Consider the following 18,193-nt stretch of genomic DNA (forward strand, 5'->3'; position numbering starts at 1 on the left):
TCATTAAAAACCATCCGTTACATCCGTTGCATCCGTTGCCAGAATTACCCCCTTACGGTCAAATAAAATAACTTTCACTCTTAAACAAACATCAGCATATTTTTTCACATAACTCTCCGCTTTCTGGCTAATTTTCTTCGCCAAATACCCAAATACATTATCTGCCAACCCCAAGTCAATCAAAACTTTATGCGCTGCATCTGCTGTCTTCGCTGCCAACACAGCTTTCACAACTTGCATATCGAGTCCCACTTCCACAACAGCAGCAGCAATAATTTCTAACTTCGCATCAGCCAAATGACTCGACGTATTAAAAATCCCACCAGCTAACTTAATCAGCTTACCTTGATATCCTAATAATAATACCGAACTAGCTTTATACAAACCTGCCTCAACAAGCAAGGCGCCTATCCAGTTCCCAGTTTGTACAATAACATCCTCTGGTATAGATAAACGTTGTGCAACAGAGAAACCATTACTACCTATACAAAACACTAAATTCGGATTATTCTTAACCTTGTCTTGTAAATTAGCACGGAATTCTTCTAAGTGTTCTTCAGCACTCAAAGGTTTAGAAATACCGCTAGTACCAAGTAAAGCTAAACCTTCTAATATCCCAAAAGCCTCATTTGATGTACGTTGTGCAAGCAAGCGCCCTTCCGGTAAAATAATCTTTACTGTAGCTGTTTTATCTTCAGGTATTATAGATAATAAATTAGTCTCAAATAACTTACGGGCAAAGCTGTAAATAGCAGCTTCACCCATTGCATTTTTCCCCAACCCTTCACCCGCTTCAAGTATTAACACTTGCTCTTGTTGTGGTGATAATTTTACTAATGCCCAAATTGGAGTATTTTTTGTTAAATCTAAATTGTCTCCAGGGTCGCTTTTGGTAATAGCCAAAGCTGTATGTGTTTCTAAAGCAGCAACTTGCTGTATCTCTATTATTGCTGTATCATCCAGCAAATCAAGAGTAACAGTTGATATAGATTCTGTAGTATTTTGTAAACGAAGTAAAGCAGCCTTTGCCGCAGCAACCGCGAAAACTGGTAGAGTGTAACCTGTACGTGCCATTAGATAATTTGAGATTTCTCTTGTGGGATGGGCTTAAGATTGCCCGTCCCAAAAGTTTAATATAAAAGGCGGGCAAGGATGCCCGCTCCACAAGATACATAAATAATTATGCTTTTTGAACTGGGACATCTAGTATTTTCGGCGCCTCCCACGGTACATCTGAACCAGGTAGCGCGCGGTTATCGTCACCAAAGTTAATTTTCACAACTTTAGATTTAGTATCTTGGTCTTTGGGTAATATCAAAGTTAAGATACCATTCTTGAATTCAGCATTTACCTGTTCATTTTTTACAGGTACTGGTAAGGTAATAACTCTTTGAAACTTACCATACTGAAATTCTGTATGATAAAAGCCGCGTTCATTTGAGTGATTACTGTAACGTATTTCACCCCTAATTAATACTGCTTGCTGTGCAACATGAACTTCTAAGTCTTTACCATCAACACCTGCTATTTCAGCGCGTAAAATCAAGCTGTCGAAAGTGTCTCTTAGTTCTATATTTGGTTTTTGTAGTGCTGGTAAGGTATAGCTACTACCTCCAAATATCTCATCAAACATTCTATCTATTTGACGGTGCAAGATTTCAATTTCTTGAAAGGGGCGCCAGCGTATTAGTACCATAATGATAATTCACCTAAATGCCTAATATTGAATATAGCGAGAATTTTAAAAATTATGCCTGTACGTTATACCTACATAAAACCCGATATCGAGCTATCTTACCTCGAATGGAATCAAGGAAACGAACCACTACTGTTACTGCATGGTATGGCAGATAATGCACTGGTTTGGTTGAGTACTGGTGAGTATTTAGCACGTGATTATCATATTGTGGCGCCAGATATGCGCGGTCATGGTGAAAGTGGTAAACCTGAAAAAGACTGTTATAGTTTTGAGCTAGCGATAGATGACCTCGAAGCACTGATGGATAAACTCGGTTGGTCATCTGCTCATGTCGTTGCACATTCGTGGTCGGGAAAACTAGCAGCAATTTGGGCACGTCAAAATCCAAGGCGCCTGCGGAGTATGATACTTGTAGACCCAATTTTTATCTGGAAAATACCTAGCATCTTCAAACTCACATTCCCGTTTCTATACAAAGTACTACCTTTTCTCCAAGGAATGGGACCTTTCCCCAGTTATGAAGCTGCTTTAGAAAAAGCTAGACAAATGAACCAATATAAAGACTGGACACCTTTACAGCGAGAAGTTTTTCAAGCCAGTATTGAGCAAAAGAATGATGGAACTTGGGGTAGCAAATTTACTATAGCCGCGCGCGATGGGATTTTTGAAGAAGTTATGCGCGCTCCCGGTTTTACAATACCCATTGATATACCATCTTTGTTTATCCAGCCAGACAAAGGTGTTAACCGTCAAGAGTGGCAACTCAAACCCTATAATACTTACCTAAAAAATTTGCAGGTAATCACAGTACCCGGTAATCACTGGGCATTTTTGACGAAACCCGAAGAGTTTAATCGAACGGTTGAGAAGTTTCTGAAACAGCACTCGTGACTTACTGACCTAGAAAACCTGTTAGTAGTAATGGTGCCAGAATTAATAAGGCTAAAATAACCACCACTGTCACAGGGTCGATATTGATAATGTTTTTATCAGGTTCTGGCATACTGTACCTTATATATAATGAAAATGTTCGCTTGTAACTTTATAATCAATTTTACAAAAAATCTCATCCTACTTCCAGCAGACTTGCCAATAAACCCGAAATTCTACGGTTGGTACAAGGCGCCAGTTTGAAGGAATATATAAATATAGGTATACTCACGAGATATTCTTGAGCTATTTTTGAGCTATTAAAGTGGCTCTACTTTACGCCTGAATATCTTTTGGTATAAACTATGTAATATTCTATAATGTAAATTTGTTTTGTAAATAAATACAAATAAGTTTTAATTTTTAATTTGGAACATTGAGAACTTTGATATTGAATCTCAAAGTCAAAATTTTAAATCTAAAATTGATTTGTGTTTGGGTGCCAACGTAAAATAACTGCTATGAAAAAAACCTTTGTCCTAGATACCAACGTTTTGCTACACGACCCAACCGCAATATTACGGTTTCAGGACAATGATGTGGTGTTACCTATTACAGTGATAGAAGAACTCGACCGCTTCAAGAAACAAGCGGAAATGACGGGACGTAACGCGCGTCAAGTATCGCGCGCTTTGGATGGATTACGCGAACAAGGTCATTTAATCGATGGAGTTACAATTAATAACAGTGGTAGCGTTAAAGTAGCTCTTTGTAGCAGAGAAATACTAAACTCGCTTCCTGTTGAACTAGCACATGGCAATGGAGATAATGCAATTCTTGCAGTTGCCTTGGAAATCAAACGGACAGAAGCATCACACGTAGTACTGGTAAGTAAAGATACAAATCTACGTATTAAAGCTGATGCTGTTGGATTAGATGCAGAAGACTACGAAACCGATAAAGTTGATATCGATGAACTTTATACAGGTATAGCAGAAGTACTTGTTGAGACATCAGAGGTTGACCAACTATATAAATTGGGATGTGTGATACTTGATACAAAGTTTTTCCCCAACCAAGCAGTAACTCTTGTCGATAAATCAAATCCTTCACATACAGGTTTGGGAGTAGTTAGCCACGGTAGAATCATACCTCTTACCAAAATCTCGAATGGTAGTGTTTCTCGTATTCAACCTCGCAACCGCGAACAAAAATTTGCCCTTGATTTATTATTGAACGATTCTATATCCTTGGTAACGCTGGTTGGCAAAGCAGGTACAGGAAAAACACTGCTTGCTATTGCCGCAGGACTGCAAAAAGTTGCTGACGAACGTATCTACACACGCTTACTTATATCTCGTCCAGTAGTACCAATGGGAAGGGACATTGGTTTCTTGCCTGGAGACATCGAAGATAAACTCACCCCTTGGATGCAACCCTTGTACGACAACTTTGATTTAATCTTTGGTACACAAGACCCTTCCGGAAAACCTGCACACTGGCGCCGGGGACACGAAGAACTCATCGAACGTGGTATGCTGCAAATCGAACCATTAACTTATATTCGTGGTCGAACCATACCCAAGCAGTTCTTAGTCGTTGACGAAGCACAAAACTTAACACCTCACGAAGTCAAAACCATCCTCACGCGCGCAGGGGAAGGAACAAAAATAATATTAACAGGAGACCCAGACCAAATAGACAACCCTTATGTAGATGCAGCAAGCAACGGACTAACATATGTAGTCGAACGCTTTAAAGAAGAACCACTCGCAGGTCACATTACCCTAGGTAAAGGAGAACGCTCCAACCTAGCCGAAAGAGCAGCATTATTACTGTAGGGTGCGTAACGCCATAACAATCTTAAAACGAAGCAACAAACTAGTAGCGTTACGCACCGGCACAAAGCACAACAACATACATCAATCAAAAATCCAAAATGTCCATAGAAATTTACGGTATTCCCAACTGCGGCAATTGTAAAAAAGCTTTCCAATGGCTACAAACAAACAATATACAATACAAATTCATTAACACCAAAGAAAACCCTCCTACACAAACACAAATAGAATCTTGGGTAAAGGCTTTAGGCTCGGCACCAATGCGGAATACTTCCGGTCAATCATACCGCGCGCTCGGTGAAGAAAGAAAAACCTGGAGTGATGAGCAGTGGATTGAAGCTTTTGCCAAAGACCCCATGCTACTAAAGCGTCCTTTATTTGTAAAAGAAGGAACAGCAGTTTTGGTTGGATTTAAGGGTAATAATGAAGAAATACGGGAGAAATTGGGAATTTAGATATTCAAGATACGAAATACAATTATACTACAGTCAAGATGTGACAAAATCACTATAGTGTTTAATTCATCTAGATTCGATGTCTTCAAGTAATCAAACCCTCGATTTTGCAATCCAACGCTTGCGGGAAGTACGTCGCTTGCTGCTGCGTCTGCACAAAGCGCTTCTTGATTCGGAACGTACCTTATATGAGCAAATATACGGACATATTCAGTCGAGTAATGAGTTTCTAGGACTGGTGATAAATCATGAGTGGTTCAATTGGCTACATGGTATTTCGCAGCTTATCGTCCGAATGGATGAAGTGTTGTTCTCAAAAGAGCCTGTAGCTATTGAACAGCCACAGGAGTTACTAGAACAAGCGCGGACGCTACTCCAACCCAATAATGAGGGTACACCTTTGGAGCAACGTTACTTCCATGCAATTCAACGCGACCCAAATATAGCTTTGATGCACGCTGAATTGGCTGAGATGCTTGGTGTGGAGCGTTAATAATATATGTTTATGGGAGGATGGAGCTTTCGTTAAGATAAACGACCTGGTGCGTGACAGCAGTTTAATTTTTGGTTATGGTGTGGTTTGTTATGCTGTCACGCACCCTACGGTAGAATGGCACTTACTTAAGTATTTTGAGGCGCCAACGCGCATTGGGTAGGGTGCGTGAAAGCTATTACAATCAATCAATAAGCACGCCAAATTAAAGTGCTTTCACGCACCATTTTTACGTTAAGTCAGCGACATTCCACCCTACGGTATTTATTTACTTTGAATATTTTTGATTGGGTTGGCATAAAATCCCAGGTGGTTAGCGACTGGACGAGCAACCATTGGCAGTTTTGTATGACTTGGAGCGTTAAGTAGTTTGGCGCCATTTGGTGTAGAAATGGCTAGTGTTGTTGAACCTCCTCCATCCAGGTTAAGTGCTGTTTAGGCGCCTAATTCTGTAATAAACTTGGTTAATTCAGCTTTGGTAAGTCCTTCACTATATAGAGGTTGCTTACCATCTACTAAAACTAGCCACAGCTTTTTTCCTTTATTATTCTTTTTATCTGATTATGCACTAACGCGATTGGCAAAATATGCGCCTGATTTCTGGGCTTGGAGAAGAGGAGTATTTCGTTTTATAAATTTTGAAACTGTTTCGCTCTGACGTGTCTTACAGATACAACGGATGTAACGGATGATTGATTTGTTACCAACAAAGTCTAAGTCTAGTTATTTATAATAACCTATCCGTTACATCCGCTAATCATCCGTTGCCAAGTTATTGGATATCCTTTAATGTCATATCATAGCCACCAAACATTTCTAGATATTCGAGAATTGATGTACCAAATTCATCGTGCGAGACTTTGTTTTGTACAAGTAAGTTTACCATATTGTCTGGTCCACGTAAGTGTGTGGCAGCAAGAAGACCCGAAAGTGTGACAGTGACGGTTTTAGTCCTTCCACCGTCGTTAAATTTTATTGGCTTGTTAAGATACTGATTAATTGATTTTCCTTGTTTTTTTAGCGAATTGTTGATATCTTTCCAGTAAAGTCCAAACGCTTCGCGAATTGCTGCTTCTTGTACATCCTGTGATTTTAAAAATTTTGCTTTACTGTCTATACCGCGTTTTTTTGTCCATGTGCCACGCCAGTAATTTTTATCGGCGCCGTTTGTATAGTAAACTTTTGCTTTGTAATAGCCTAGATGAATTAATAAAACTTCTGCAAACTGATATTTTCCAAGGAAATATAATTGAGGATTTATAAATGTATACGCATCGGCGCCTGTTCTACCTGTTTCACGTTCTCCAAGTGCGTCTAACATGTCTTGAAAATTACCCTTACTTTTTGTCGCTTGCTTTTGTTTTGTATTTATGGGTATAGTTTGCGAGTAAAGGTGATTTGGGTATTTTACATTTACAACGTTATTGCTATATGTGATTTGACTAGTTAACAAGTGTGAGATTAAAAGTAATGCAGGATACATGTTTTTACCGAAAATAAATCCGGTTTCATTTTAAACTAGAATCTTTTTATACACACAAAAGTTTATGTAACAAACCGCAAAGGGCGCCAAGTAAGAGAAAGAGTTGCAGTGTTTCCAGATTTTATGTAGTATGGTTGTAACTCGTGGAAGAGGAAAGACCCCTCAGAGAGGTTTACTCGAACAGGAAATGTTAGTCAAGATGATTAGCATCGGCGGTTAGTAGGGTAAAACGTATGTGCAACGAAACTGCAAAAAAGTGTCATGTTCATAGTGTGCTGACTTGAAGTTAACAGCGCGCGGGATATGGAAGCTGGATGGTACCGCCGTTAACACGGTTCCAGCAAGGAAAACTTCACCCATGAAGGGTTTTTGTCATGGTACTTTGCTCAAAAAGATTTATTGCTTCCTTAGAAGCATCGTTAACTGAAGAAGTTGTAATTCGCGGTTGGATATTGCATCTGCGAGAACTTGCTCGTACTACATTTATTGTTGTTAAAGATTGTAGTGGGGAAGTGCAATGTGTTGTAGCTTCCGAGTTGGTGCGAGAATTAAAGCTCAAACTTGATGAACCTGTGGAAGTAATAGGGAAAATCAAGCCCGATAAACGAGCTAAACTTGGCTTTGAGGTAGAAGTGATTGAGATTAATCTTCTTAATAGTGTATCAATACTACCTTTTAATTCCAGTTCAGATATTTCTGATATTGGTATCGAAACTATCTTGGCTTACCGTCCTTTGTCACTGCGTCATAGTGAGATAGGCGATATTTTCCGTATCCAAGCGGCTATATTACAGTACTTTCGGCAATTCTTAGGCGCCAGATATTTCACAGAAATAGTTACATCTAAGATAGTATCTAGCGGGACTGAAGGTGGAACTAATTTGTTTGAAATCAAATATTTTGAACGTGTAGCATATCTTGCCCAAAGTCCGCAGTTTTACAAAGAGTACGGAGTTTCAGGTCTAGAAAGAGTTTTTGAAACAGGTTACGTTTACCGCGCGGAACCTCATGCTAGTAGTAGGCACTTAACAGAATATTACTCTTTAGATTTGGAAATGGGGTTTATCAACTGTGCTGAAGAAGTAATTGAGTTAGAACGAGAGTTATTAACGTTTATTTTTGAGCAGTTGAACCAAAACTTTGCAGACCAACTCAAAAGGTACAGAACAAAATTACTTCCCTCAATGTTAAATGTACCAACTTGGGAATTTACAGAATGTTTAGAACGACTTAATCATCACTTTGGTCGTAACAACCTTATTGATGACTTAGACCCCGAAGCAGAACGTCAGCTTTGTCAATTAGCGGAAGCAAAAACAGGGGTACCAGCAGTGTTTGTTATTGGTTTTCCCTTAAATGCACGACCTTTCTATACGCACCCGCGCGGTTCGGAAGGCGCCTCACAAAGCTTTGACTTATTATTTGAAGGTATCGAAATTACAACAGGTGGGCAAAGATTGCACAAATGCGGAGATTTAGAACAAGCGTTAACAAATCGTAATCTAAACCCCGCCTCGTTTGAAAATCACTTACAAATGTTTGAATTAGGAATGCCACCACATGGAGGTTTAGCAATAGGTTTAGAACGTTTAACATCTCGAATCTTACAATTACCTAACATCCGACAAGCATCGCTTTTCCCGCGCGATAGATATCGAATTACACCATAATTCAGTGCTGAGTTATGAGTGCTGAGTGCTGAGTTATAAATGCTTACTCAGCACTCAGCACTTTCGGCTCTTGCGTACTTAACGTGCTAAATTTTGACACCACTAAATGATTGCTTCGTTTAAGAATTGTTATGGTGTCACGCACCCTACCTTTTAACAAGGGCGCCTGCCATCTTTTGAGTAAACCATCTCTGAAACTTTCGGCGCCTCGTTACCAATATGATACGCAAGTACTCTGTCTTCGATTACTTTGTCGCTGACTGTTACACGCTCAAACTGGCGCCGATGTTCTGCCCAAGATTCAACGAGCGCTGTCTCGACAAATCGACTTGGGTCGGACACATCTTGATATAATCCCCATTGTATTGCACCATCGCGGCGCCGAATACGCGCGAGTGCTTGCATGGCTAAGGTAAATTCTTCAGCTTTGTTGGGGTCAATATAATATTCAAGTGTTATTAAAACTGGACCATCGTTCGGACATGGTTCAAAAGCGTGTGTTGGTTCATCCCAATGTAGCGATGCTCGTAAATCTAATAACTCTGAACATTTGAGCCGGAAACGCACGGTAATGAAGATGGTAACTAATAAACCAATTGCTGCTGCTGTTAAAGATGTTGATAAACTAGTATGCTGTGCAACAGTCCCCCATAGTAAACTTCCTAAACTCATACCGCCTTGAAATACTAATAGCTGTACAGATAAAGCGCGCGCTTTTACCCAATTTGGAACCGCACTTTGAGCAGCTACATTCAAACTTACCATTACCCCTAACGAAGAAATCCCTACCAATAACATTACCGCGCAAACTAAATAAAAATTACGCCCATTAGCTATTATCAGCATCATTAAACCCATTGTTGCCGAACAGCCAGCTACTATGTTATCGATTGAAAAGTTCTGCCGCAATTTCGGTAAAATAAACGCTCCCGCTAACCCTCCTATTCCCCAAAAACCCAAAATAGTACCGTAACCCAAAGCATCAAGTTTTAACTCTCTACGTCCGATTAAAGGTAATAGTGCAAACAAGGCACTTGCAAAGAATATATAACCAATTGTGCGAAATATTACCGATTGAAATACTGGTGCATGACGGACATAGCGAACACCCGCTTGAATGGCACCAACTACCCGCTCGGTTGGTAAAGCGCTTTGCTGATGTGTACGCTTCCAAGTATAAATTACCCAAATTACACTAATAAATGATGCTGCGTTCAGTAAAAATACTACGCCCGTTCCCGCAGAAGCAATAATTATACCTGCTAATGCTGGACCAATTGAACGCGAAAGATTTACGACAATACCACTTAATGTCACCGCTTGCGGCAGTTCTTCCCTAGTTACAAGTTCAGGTGTCACCGCTTGCCATACTGGCATATTCATCGAACTGCCAACGCTCATTGCAAACGTTAACCCTAATAATATCCAAGGTGAAGCAGGATTTGAAGGCGCCACTACTCCTGTTATTGTCAACACACCTAATAGTGCAGCAACTAACAGCATCCATGATTGTGTCCATAGTAACACCTGCCGACGGTCAACAACATCCGCTATGGCGCCAGCAGGTAAAGCGAGTAGGAAAAACGGTAAGCTAGAAACAGCTTGTAATAGCGCAACAAGTATTGGAGAATTTGGCGCCAGTGTAGTCATTAACCACGCGGCGCCAACATCGTGCATCCAAGTTCCAACGCTTGATATTGCTGAAGCTATCCAAAGCGCGCGGAACACCTGCTGTTTGAGTGGACTCCACATAGACGTCGAAACTACTGATGCTGCCATATAAAAAGCACTCGTAACGTAATAACCTTTGATTCATGAGGATATATTCTTAGCTATGCCATATGCAACCACTATTGGTGCAGAAAAACAAAATAAAAGTTATAACCGAAAAAGGAGGAATCAGAAGGCTAGTAGCAAAATTGACTACCATATTAGGACTTGGTGTTTAAAATGGATTGGCAATCGCTGACTATTATTAGTAGTGTTTTATTATTTGGATTTCTAGAGAATATCTTTCCCTTTTTTCATTTCCAATCTACCTTTGACCAAAGAACTTACCCTAATGTTATCTTAGGTATTCTCAACATTACAGCAAATAGCTTGACAATAGCTACAGTTTTACATTGGATATGGCGCCAGAAAATTTGGCTTGGGTTTTTACATTTCGTAAAGTTGCCTTGGTTATCTATATGTATATCCTTCCTACTGCTTGACTTATATTTATATGTATGGCATAGGATGATGCACAGTTTCGCTATGCCGTGGAGATTCCACAAAGTTCATCATACAGAGATGTCGATGAACACATCGACCGCATATCGTTTTCATACAGTTGAAGTAATTTCATCTAATATACCGAAACTCTTTTTAGTATGGTTATTTGGAATTCAGCCAGTACATTTACTAATTTATGAATTTACACTCGCCATCGAATTAGTTTTTCACCATAGTAATTGGGCAATACCGAAACAACTCGATAAAATGCTCAGTTATATTATTGTAACTCCAAACTTTCATCGCTTACATCACTCCCAAGTATTCAAAGAAAGTCAATCTAACTACGCAAGTTTTTTTTCATTCTGGGATAAAATCTTCAAATCTTACTCATATCCAAAATTTCCAGAAAAAATCAAGCTAGGTTTACCTCAACACAACCATGATTTGAATATATTTAAATTAATTATACTACCATTAAAGAATCATTAGTAAGGTGGGCATTGCCCACCCTACTATTATTGAGAATGACAATTATAATTACGTTTAGATTTTTTCGACTCGTCTAGTGCAGTAAGCGCCGCACGGGTCAAAATAGTAGAAGATGATTCTATATCTGGAATTATGGTGGCAACTCCTATGCTAACAGTGACAATAGGAAATTGCAGTGTACTATTTGTAGCAATAACATGTTGGATAGCTAACGTTTTAAGTTGTTCACGAATGCTTTCAGCTATCCCAAAAGCTTCGTGTGCAGTTGTATCTGTTAAAATTAATGCAAAAGTATCATCTTGATAGCGCGCGACCAATATATTTTCCTGAGTATAATTTATTCGATTACGAATAAGATTCGCTACTAGCCATAAACATCTATTCCCCGCTTCTTGACCGTATATCGCATTGTAAACTTTGAAGTTGTCAATATCGAATAAAATCAAAGATAGTGGAATATTGTCAACAGCAGATTTTCGCCACCAATAATTTAAGAAAGCATCAAGATAGCGTTTATTATATATTTGTGTAATTTCATCGATAATATTAGTGTTTATTTGCTGTTGAATTGGCTGACTAGGAAAAAAATTATCGAAGTTTTGTACAACGAAAAATTTTCGATATAACTCACAATAAACCTGACAGTAATTACCTTTTATTTTGACTAAACCTAAACTTTCTAACTTATACGCTAGTTTATTATCCAGTTGCACGGTATTACTATGTAAAATTAGCTTTTGAAATGTTACTGCTAATTCCGGATATTTTTTAAGTGTTTCAAGTAATCTTTGCAAGTGATTGTAATAAATACCGTCATTTATAGTAGCTTTTTCTAATATACCTTGTAGATTACTTGAAGAATGCTTAACTAAATAAAACAGTGCAAGCTGAACTAAATATGGGTGTCCTCCAACTAATCTTTTTAATTCAGTAGCGTATATCTGTTCATCGTTCCAGTTTAAACCATAGCGCACCGCTAGTTCCTGAATCTCTTGTATACTGAATTCCTGTAATTTAATTGTTAGTCCAACGTTGAAAGGAGACTGATTTGTATTTAAAGTAATATATACTTCTGTAGAGTGTACCAAAATCAATCTTAGTTTTTTAAAAGTGTCGTTTATTTTTGCCTCCTCATACCAAGAACGCAGTAATGCTAAAAAATCTTGAATCAGATGAGGATAATCAAATATATGATTCAATTCATTGAATATTAAAACAACAGGACTCTTCAACTGATGTAATAAATATTCTTGAAAATAAATAGTACAATTCACTTTACTACTAATGTACTCATTCCAACATGTATCGAAATTTGCTGGTAGCTGTAACTGCTGACTAACAACAGCACATAACCAGTGTAAAAATTTATCTAGCTTATTCAATACATTGAGGTCAGCAAGCTGTAGATCTATATATACTATATGGTAGTCAAGCTTTTTTAGTCGTTCGATCAACCGGAACACTAGTGAAGTTTTACCCATTTGGTGAGGTGCTTTAATACGGACAAGACTTCCTTCTTTACAAACTTGTTGATAAATGATTTGTTCTACGGGTCGCTGAATATAGTATTTGGAATTCAGAGGTACTGGACCACTAGGTGTATAATAATAATTGCCTAGCATATTACTTTCTTGTACTAAATTTCTATAACCCATAGTTTAAAGTGGTGCTAACTGAAGTTGTGTTGCGTCCATTTCTTTTTGATTGATAGAGTGCATCGCGTGCTGCTTGCATTAGTATACTAGGTGAAATTATATCATTAATGAAAGTGCAAGCAATACCTGAACTTACAGTCAAAACTGAAGAAGCAGGACCAAATATAGCATTATCATCATGCGAAATTCCTAAACTAAGAACTTTGTAACGGATGGTTTCAGCAATTTCAAAAGCATTTTTGGCGCCTCTTCCAGGGAGAAGTAGCCCAAACTCACCACCTCCCAAACGCGCGGCTTTGATCATAAACGTACCAACTGTGTAAAAGTTCTTGATTGTATTTTCGATTATATCAGCAACTTTTTGAAGCGATGAATTGCCTGCTTCCCAACTGTGTTGTTTATTATAAATTTTGAGATGGTCAATATCTATTAATATTACGGTTAGAGGCGCCTCTTCTTCTGCTAGCATTGACCATATTTGATTCAAACTAGTTTCAAAATAACGTTGATTACCAAGTGTTGTAATATAATCGGAATTTGATAAGCGTGTTAAGTATTGATTGTTTTGCTGTAAGTTCTTCATGAACTGCCAAACATTGAGTTCTTCTAAATTCTGAGCAGAAAAATATTTTCGATATAAATTACACGAAAAAGTAGATTCTAAGTCACCTATTTTAACTAAACCTAAACTTTCCAATTTATGCGTCACTATCTGATTTAATCTAGCTCGACCGCCATTATTAATCAACTGTTGAAGTGCAGCAGCTAATTCCGGATTTTTGATTACTATTGCTAATAGTCCGCGTAAATAAGCGCTATAAATACCCCTAAGTGTCGGCGCCTCTTCTAAAAATTCATTTAAACTTTTAGTTGGATGTGTTGCTAAATCATAAAGCGCAAGTCGCACTAAATAAGGATGTCCTCCTACAAGTGCATGAAGTTCAAAAGCATTATTTCTTCCCAGCTTATCTTGCCATAATCCATGTAGTTGCGCTAAATCCTGTATTTGCTCAACCGTAAATTCCGGTAAGCTAACAGGTAATCCGATATTAAATGGTGATTGGTTAATATTTAAATCAATGTAAACTTCCGTAGAATATACTAATACGAACCGAAGTTGCTTAAAAGTTGGATTGTGTTTTGCTTCTTCATACCAAGAACGCAGCAGTGCCAAAAAATCTTGAGCTGTATTCGGATATTCAAACAAACGGTTAAGTTCGTTAAAAACTAAGACAACTGGGCTATTTACCTGCTGCAAAATATATTCTTGAAAATAAAGCGTGCAATTTACCTTACTACCAACATATTCATTATAGTACTCTTCTACTTTCAAAGGCAGATGTAACTGTTGGCTAGTATAAGCGCAGAACCATTGTAAAAAATTATCAATATTTGTAAAAATATTTTCGTTTGCTAGATGTAAATCTAAATAGACAGTCTTGTAGTTGATAGACTGAGCATAAGCTATTAAGCGTGTAACTAAAGAAGTTTTACCAGTTTTTTGGGGTGATTTGATACAAATCAGGCTTCCACCCTTGGTAATTTCTTGGTAAGTTAATTCTTCAATTTGTGCTGGTTTTACATAGAAAGGTGAACTGAGTGCTACAGGTTCCCAAGGAATTTCTAAATTCATAGATTCCATACAATAGGTGCATAGGAGTAATAGTAGAGTGGATGTTACATTTTTTTAGTAAATATTACAACCGTATTAAAAGTCAGTATCGGCATATACATAGAATATTTACAATACTAAAATTAATAACTATTTTCAATTTTCAGATTTGATACTTCAAATTTGATACTTCAAGGTTTGATACCATCACAAAGGCGCCTGTCATCTTTTGCGACTTGGGCGTTTGTTCTAAGATAATCACCAGCCCAGCTACACGCGCGTTGTAAAAAGTTTAAATTTAAAATGCGCCTAACATTCCACAAAATTACCTTCTGGTCATCACCTGATGAAATTAAGTAGTGAGCGTCAGAACTAAAAGCAACTGACCAAACCGTTGAGTCATGTCCAGTCAGGGTTTTTAACAAAATTCCGTCTCGGTTCCAGAACTTGATAGTGTTTTGCCAAGTTCCTGCGGCTATTATTTCACCATCCGGACTAAATTCAATTCTGCTAAAGGCACTTTTATTATCTTTGATGGTTTTGATAACAGTTCCATCCATATTCCAAAATTTGATAGTTCTATCTAAACTAGATGAGGCTAATATATTATCTTTTGGAGAGAAAGCTAATCCCCAAATAGGAGCATTGTGACCTTTAAAAGTCTTATACATACTATAAGTCCGCGCGTTGCCGTCTCGTTTCCAAAGTATAAGTGTACCATCTGAACTTGCGGAAGCAACCAAATTACCATTAGGACTAAATTTGACTGTTGTGACTCTCGAACGATGTCCTTTTAGGGTATTAAGCAAGCTACCATCAAGCTTCCATAGCTTAATACTGTTGTCATCGCTTCCTGATGCGATTACTTGACCGTCAGAACTAAATTCTACTGTTAATATTAGTGCATCATGTGCCTTAAAAGCTTTGGGTTTAAGTAAGGATTTATTTATGTCTGCCAACTGCCAAAGTTTTATACTCCCATCCTCAGTTCCGACAGCAATACTGTTTCCATTCGGACTATATGTAATTGCTGCAATTGAGGCGCCTTGACTTTTAATACTTTTTAGCAATATATTATCTTTACTATATAAGTTAACTGACTGCTCTCCATCTGCAAAAGCAATTATATTACCATCCGGACTAAAAGCAGGAAGCAAAACCTTACCATTCTGACTATAAAAAGTGGTTGATAAGCCTGGGTTAACTTTCCATAGTTTGACTGAACCATCTATACTTGCTGAGGCGACTACATCATTATTTGCATTAATTGCGACATCTAATACTTTGCCGTTATGCTTTTTGAAGGTCTTAATTAAAATGCCATTAGGTCTCCAAAGTTTAATAGTTTTGTCTGAACCAGCAGAAGCAATAATCTGACCATCATGGCTAAAAGATACTGTTAATACCCCAGCTTCATGTCCTTCAAGAGTACTAATACTAGTTCCATCTAAGCGCCATAATTTGACTGTTTTATCGTCACTTGCAGAAGCAATAATTTTACCGTCTGGACTAAAAGCAACATCCGTAATTGCAGATGAATGACCTTTAATAGTTTTAAAGACACTATATATACCGTCTGTTGTATTTCTCTTCCAAAGTTTGATTGTTTTATCAAGACTTGTAGTGGCAATTATACTACCATCGGGAGTGAAGGCAATGCTTGAAACTACAGCATTATGTCCTTTCAAAGTAGAAATATTGCACTTTATATCTTGGCAGCTATTATCCAAATTCCAAAGTTTGATTGTTCTATCAGAACTTGTTGATGCAAGCAGAGTGCCATCAGGACTAAAGGCAATACTCCAAACGGCGCCTTGATGACCTTTGAACGTTTTGATTAAGGCGCCATCTAAGTTCCATAATTTGATAGTACCATCAACACTTGCGGAGGCAATAATTTTACCATCTGGACTAAATCTAACTTTCCAAACTGTAGAATCATGAGCCTTAATAGTTTTTAATAAAGTGCCATCTGACTTCCACAGCTTTATAGTTTTATCACCGCTACCTGTCGCAATAGTTTGATCATCAGGACTAGTAGCTACCGTTGTAACTCCGCTTTTATGTCCTATTAACTGATTATATTCGTTGACTCCATAAACAGTTTGTTCTAAGACAGATTCAACTTGGTTTTTAATTTCTGGATTTATATAGTTATATTGTTGTAACTTTCGTTTTGCCTTAATTGCACCTACCAACGCATTTAGTTCTTGATTCGCTGCAAACATTCCATCAGCAGAAGTTGCAAGTGCTTTTATTTCATTTTGCACTAATTGACGATACTGCAACCACGTTGTTATGCTTAAACTCGTAGAGATAACAAATCCCAAACTAATCACTATCAATAATAACCTTTGTAATTTAGCAAGTTTTTTCTCAATCGCAAATCTTCTCTCAATCTCTTTTGCGCGCGCTGCTTGTATAATTAGAGATTCTTGTTGACGGTCAAATTCTATACTAGTTGCTAGATAGTGATAGTCGATATGGCTCAAACTTTTACCTTGTGCCCAAAGTTGAGCATCAACCAAAGCTTGTCCCCGCAATAGTCGCGACGTATCTTGTTGATTTGAGGCAAGCCAAGCGTTAAAATTTTGAGAATAAGGGCGAAGAAGATTTAATTTTTCTGTTACCCATTTTAAGTTAAATACTTGTTGATAAATTTTGTTCCTAACTTTTAAAAACCCTTTGTCTTTGACTAGTAAACCTGATAAAATTAACTCTATGTGTTCACGACTATCATCGGCTTTAACTTGTTCATTTTGTAAAATTTGCTGGTAAATTCCTAGTAATCTGCCAATTTGCTGCTGATGACGTTGAATTCTATCGCGTATTGTCCGCAAATGTTCTGGTTCATCTTGAGATTCCCAGTTTTGAATAATGTACTTGTCTACGACTTCATGCACCTCAGACTTCCCATTTATAACCATATTGCACAATTTCTGTGTAAGGAATGGTTGCCCACCTGTCCATGCTAAAATTTCTTGAATAACTTTTTGAGGATTTGCGATTTTATCTTCTAAACCCTTGAGTAGTGGTGCCGCTTCGGAAGGTTGGAAACCGTGTAATTCAATGGCTTTAGCAATATTAAAAGGTGTCCGCTTTTTATCGGTAATTAAATCAGATGGAGTAGCTACTCCAAAAATTGCAAAGTTAATTCGATAATATTCAGGGTTTGTAGTTCTATGATTGTAACAAAAGCGGATGAGAGCAAAAAAGTCGGTAACATCAAAGTTTAAGCCAAGAATACTATCTATCTCATCAATAAATATAGTAATTTTTTCTGTTTTAAATTCTGTGAGAATCACATCTTCAATAAAATTACTTAGTTGCTGAACACAAGATATATTTTCTTGCTTATTAAACCAAGATTTTAAATTGAACTTCCCAATTAAATCTAATCCTCGCCACAGTTCCGCAATAATTCCGTAATACCATTGCTGAACAGTCATATTATTACTACCAACGCGCGTCATGTCTAAAAACGCACATTTAAACCCTTCTTGCTGCAACCGATGTTTCGCGCGTACCAATATTGATGATTTGCCCATTTGACGCGAGTTCAGAACATAGCAAAACTCGGAAGCTATTAAGACATTGTAAAGTTCCTCGTCCGCTTGCCGCACCACATAACTAGGTGCATCATTTCCTAAACTGCCACCAACTTGGTACTGGTAGTTACCCATTTAGTTAAGTATACACAACAGTAATT

13 protein-coding genes and 1 pseudogene are annotated in these 18,193 nt (G+C 37.9%); 6 read left to right on the forward strand and 8 right to left on the reverse strand.

The window, feature by feature from the left end:
• Window positions 1-3: 3 nt before the first annotated feature.
• Window positions 4-1,074, reverse strand: a complete 1,071-nt coding sequence (gene cbiD / locus AC2JBO_RS16690; RefSeq protein ID WP_496954774.1) for a cobalt-precorrin-5B (C(1))-methyltransferase CbiD — start codon at window positions 1,072-1,074, stop codon at window positions 4-6.
• A gap of 106 nt (window positions 1,075-1,180) precedes the next feature.
• Window positions 1,181-1,696, reverse strand: a complete 516-nt coding sequence (locus AC2JBO_RS16695) for an Hsp20/alpha crystallin family protein (RefSeq protein ID WP_496954775.1) — start codon at window positions 1,694-1,696, stop codon at window positions 1,181-1,183.
• Window positions 1,697-1,750: 54 nt separating this feature from the next.
• Between AC2JBO_RS16695 and AC2JBO_RS16700 the strand changes: the two genes are divergently transcribed.
• The 4 genes from AC2JBO_RS16700 to AC2JBO_RS16715 all read left to right on the forward strand — a co-directional run bounded on the left by AC2JBO_RS16700 (window position 1,751) and on the right by AC2JBO_RS16715 (window position 5,358).
• Window positions 1,751-2,590 (forward strand): alpha/beta fold hydrolase, encoded by an 840-nt coding sequence (locus AC2JBO_RS16700; RefSeq protein WP_496954776.1) that lies wholly within the window; start codon window positions 1,751-1,753, stop codon window positions 2,588-2,590.
• Window positions 2,591-3,090: 500 nt separating this feature from the next.
• Window positions 3,091-4,410, forward strand: coding sequence for a PhoH family protein (locus AC2JBO_RS16705; RefSeq protein WP_496954777.1), 1,320 nt, complete (start codon window positions 3,091-3,093; stop codon window positions 4,408-4,410).
• A gap of 98 nt (window positions 4,411-4,508) precedes the next feature.
• On the forward strand, window positions 4,509-4,865 hold the full coding sequence (locus tag AC2JBO_RS16710) for a Spx/MgsR family RNA polymerase-binding regulatory protein (RefSeq protein WP_496954778.1): 357 nt from the start codon (window positions 4,509-4,511) through the stop codon (window positions 4,863-4,865).
• A gap of 79 nt (window positions 4,866-4,944) precedes the next feature.
• On the forward strand, window positions 4,945-5,358 hold the full coding sequence (locus AC2JBO_RS16715; RefSeq protein WP_496954779.1) for a hypothetical protein: 414 nt from the start codon (window positions 4,945-4,947) through the stop codon (window positions 5,356-5,358).
• 264 nt (window positions 5,359-5,622) lie between these two features.
• On the opposite strand, the pseudogene AC2JBO_RS16720 reads toward AC2JBO_RS16715, so the two are convergent.
• Both AC2JBO_RS16720 and AC2JBO_RS16725 read right to left on the reverse strand, forming a co-directional pair.
• A pseudogene (locus AC2JBO_RS16720) lies at window positions 5,623-5,907 on the reverse strand (phosphodiester glycosidase family protein); the annotation flags it as partial.
• A 223-nt stretch (window positions 5,908-6,130) separates the two neighbouring features.
• Window positions 6,131-6,679, reverse strand: a complete 549-nt coding sequence (locus AC2JBO_RS16725; protein WP_496954780.1) for a hypothetical protein — start codon at window positions 6,677-6,679, stop codon at window positions 6,131-6,133.
• Between the two features lie 536 nt (window positions 6,680-7,215).
• Here AC2JBO_RS16725 and aspS point away from each other — a divergent pair.
• On the forward strand, window positions 7,216-8,511 hold the full coding sequence (aspS, locus tag AC2JBO_RS16730; RefSeq protein WP_496954781.1) for an aspartate--tRNA(Asn) ligase: 1,296 nt from the start codon (window positions 7,216-7,218) through the stop codon (window positions 8,509-8,511).
• A 153-nt stretch (window positions 8,512-8,664) separates the two neighbouring features.
• Here the strand turns inward: aspS and AC2JBO_RS16735 are convergent, their stop codons facing one another.
• A complete protein-coding gene (locus AC2JBO_RS16735; protein WP_496954782.1) occupies window positions 8,665-10,290 on the reverse strand; it encodes an MFS transporter in 1,626 nt (541 codons plus the stop codon).
• 171 nt (window positions 10,291-10,461) lie between these two features.
• Between AC2JBO_RS16735 and AC2JBO_RS16740 the strand changes: the two genes are divergently transcribed.
• Window positions 10,462-11,217, forward strand: a complete 756-nt coding sequence (locus tag AC2JBO_RS16740) for a sterol desaturase family protein (protein WP_496954783.1) — start codon at window positions 10,462-10,464, stop codon at window positions 11,215-11,217.
• A gap of 26 nt (window positions 11,218-11,243) precedes the next feature.
• On the opposite strand, the gene AC2JBO_RS16745 is transcribed toward AC2JBO_RS16740, so the two are convergent.
• The 3 genes from AC2JBO_RS16745 to AC2JBO_RS16755 form a co-directional block, all read right to left on the reverse strand.
• On the reverse strand, window positions 11,244-12,839 hold the full coding sequence (locus tag AC2JBO_RS16745; protein ID WP_496954784.1) for an AAA-like domain-containing protein: 1,596 nt from the start codon (window positions 12,837-12,839) through the stop codon (window positions 11,244-11,246).
• 22 nt (window positions 12,840-12,861) lie between these two features.
• Entirely contained in the window at window positions 12,862-14,514 is a 1,653-nt protein-coding gene (locus AC2JBO_RS16750) for an AAA-like domain-containing protein (RefSeq protein WP_496954785.1), read from the reverse strand.
• Between the two features lie 161 nt (window positions 14,515-14,675).
• Window positions 14,676-18,167, reverse strand: coding sequence for a WD40 domain-containing protein (locus AC2JBO_RS16755; protein WP_496954786.1), 3,492 nt, complete (start codon window positions 18,165-18,167; stop codon window positions 14,676-14,678).
• Window positions 18,168-18,193: the final 26 nt, after the last annotated feature.

Source organism: Calothrix sp. CBUCES-K 9914 (assembly GCF_059640475.1).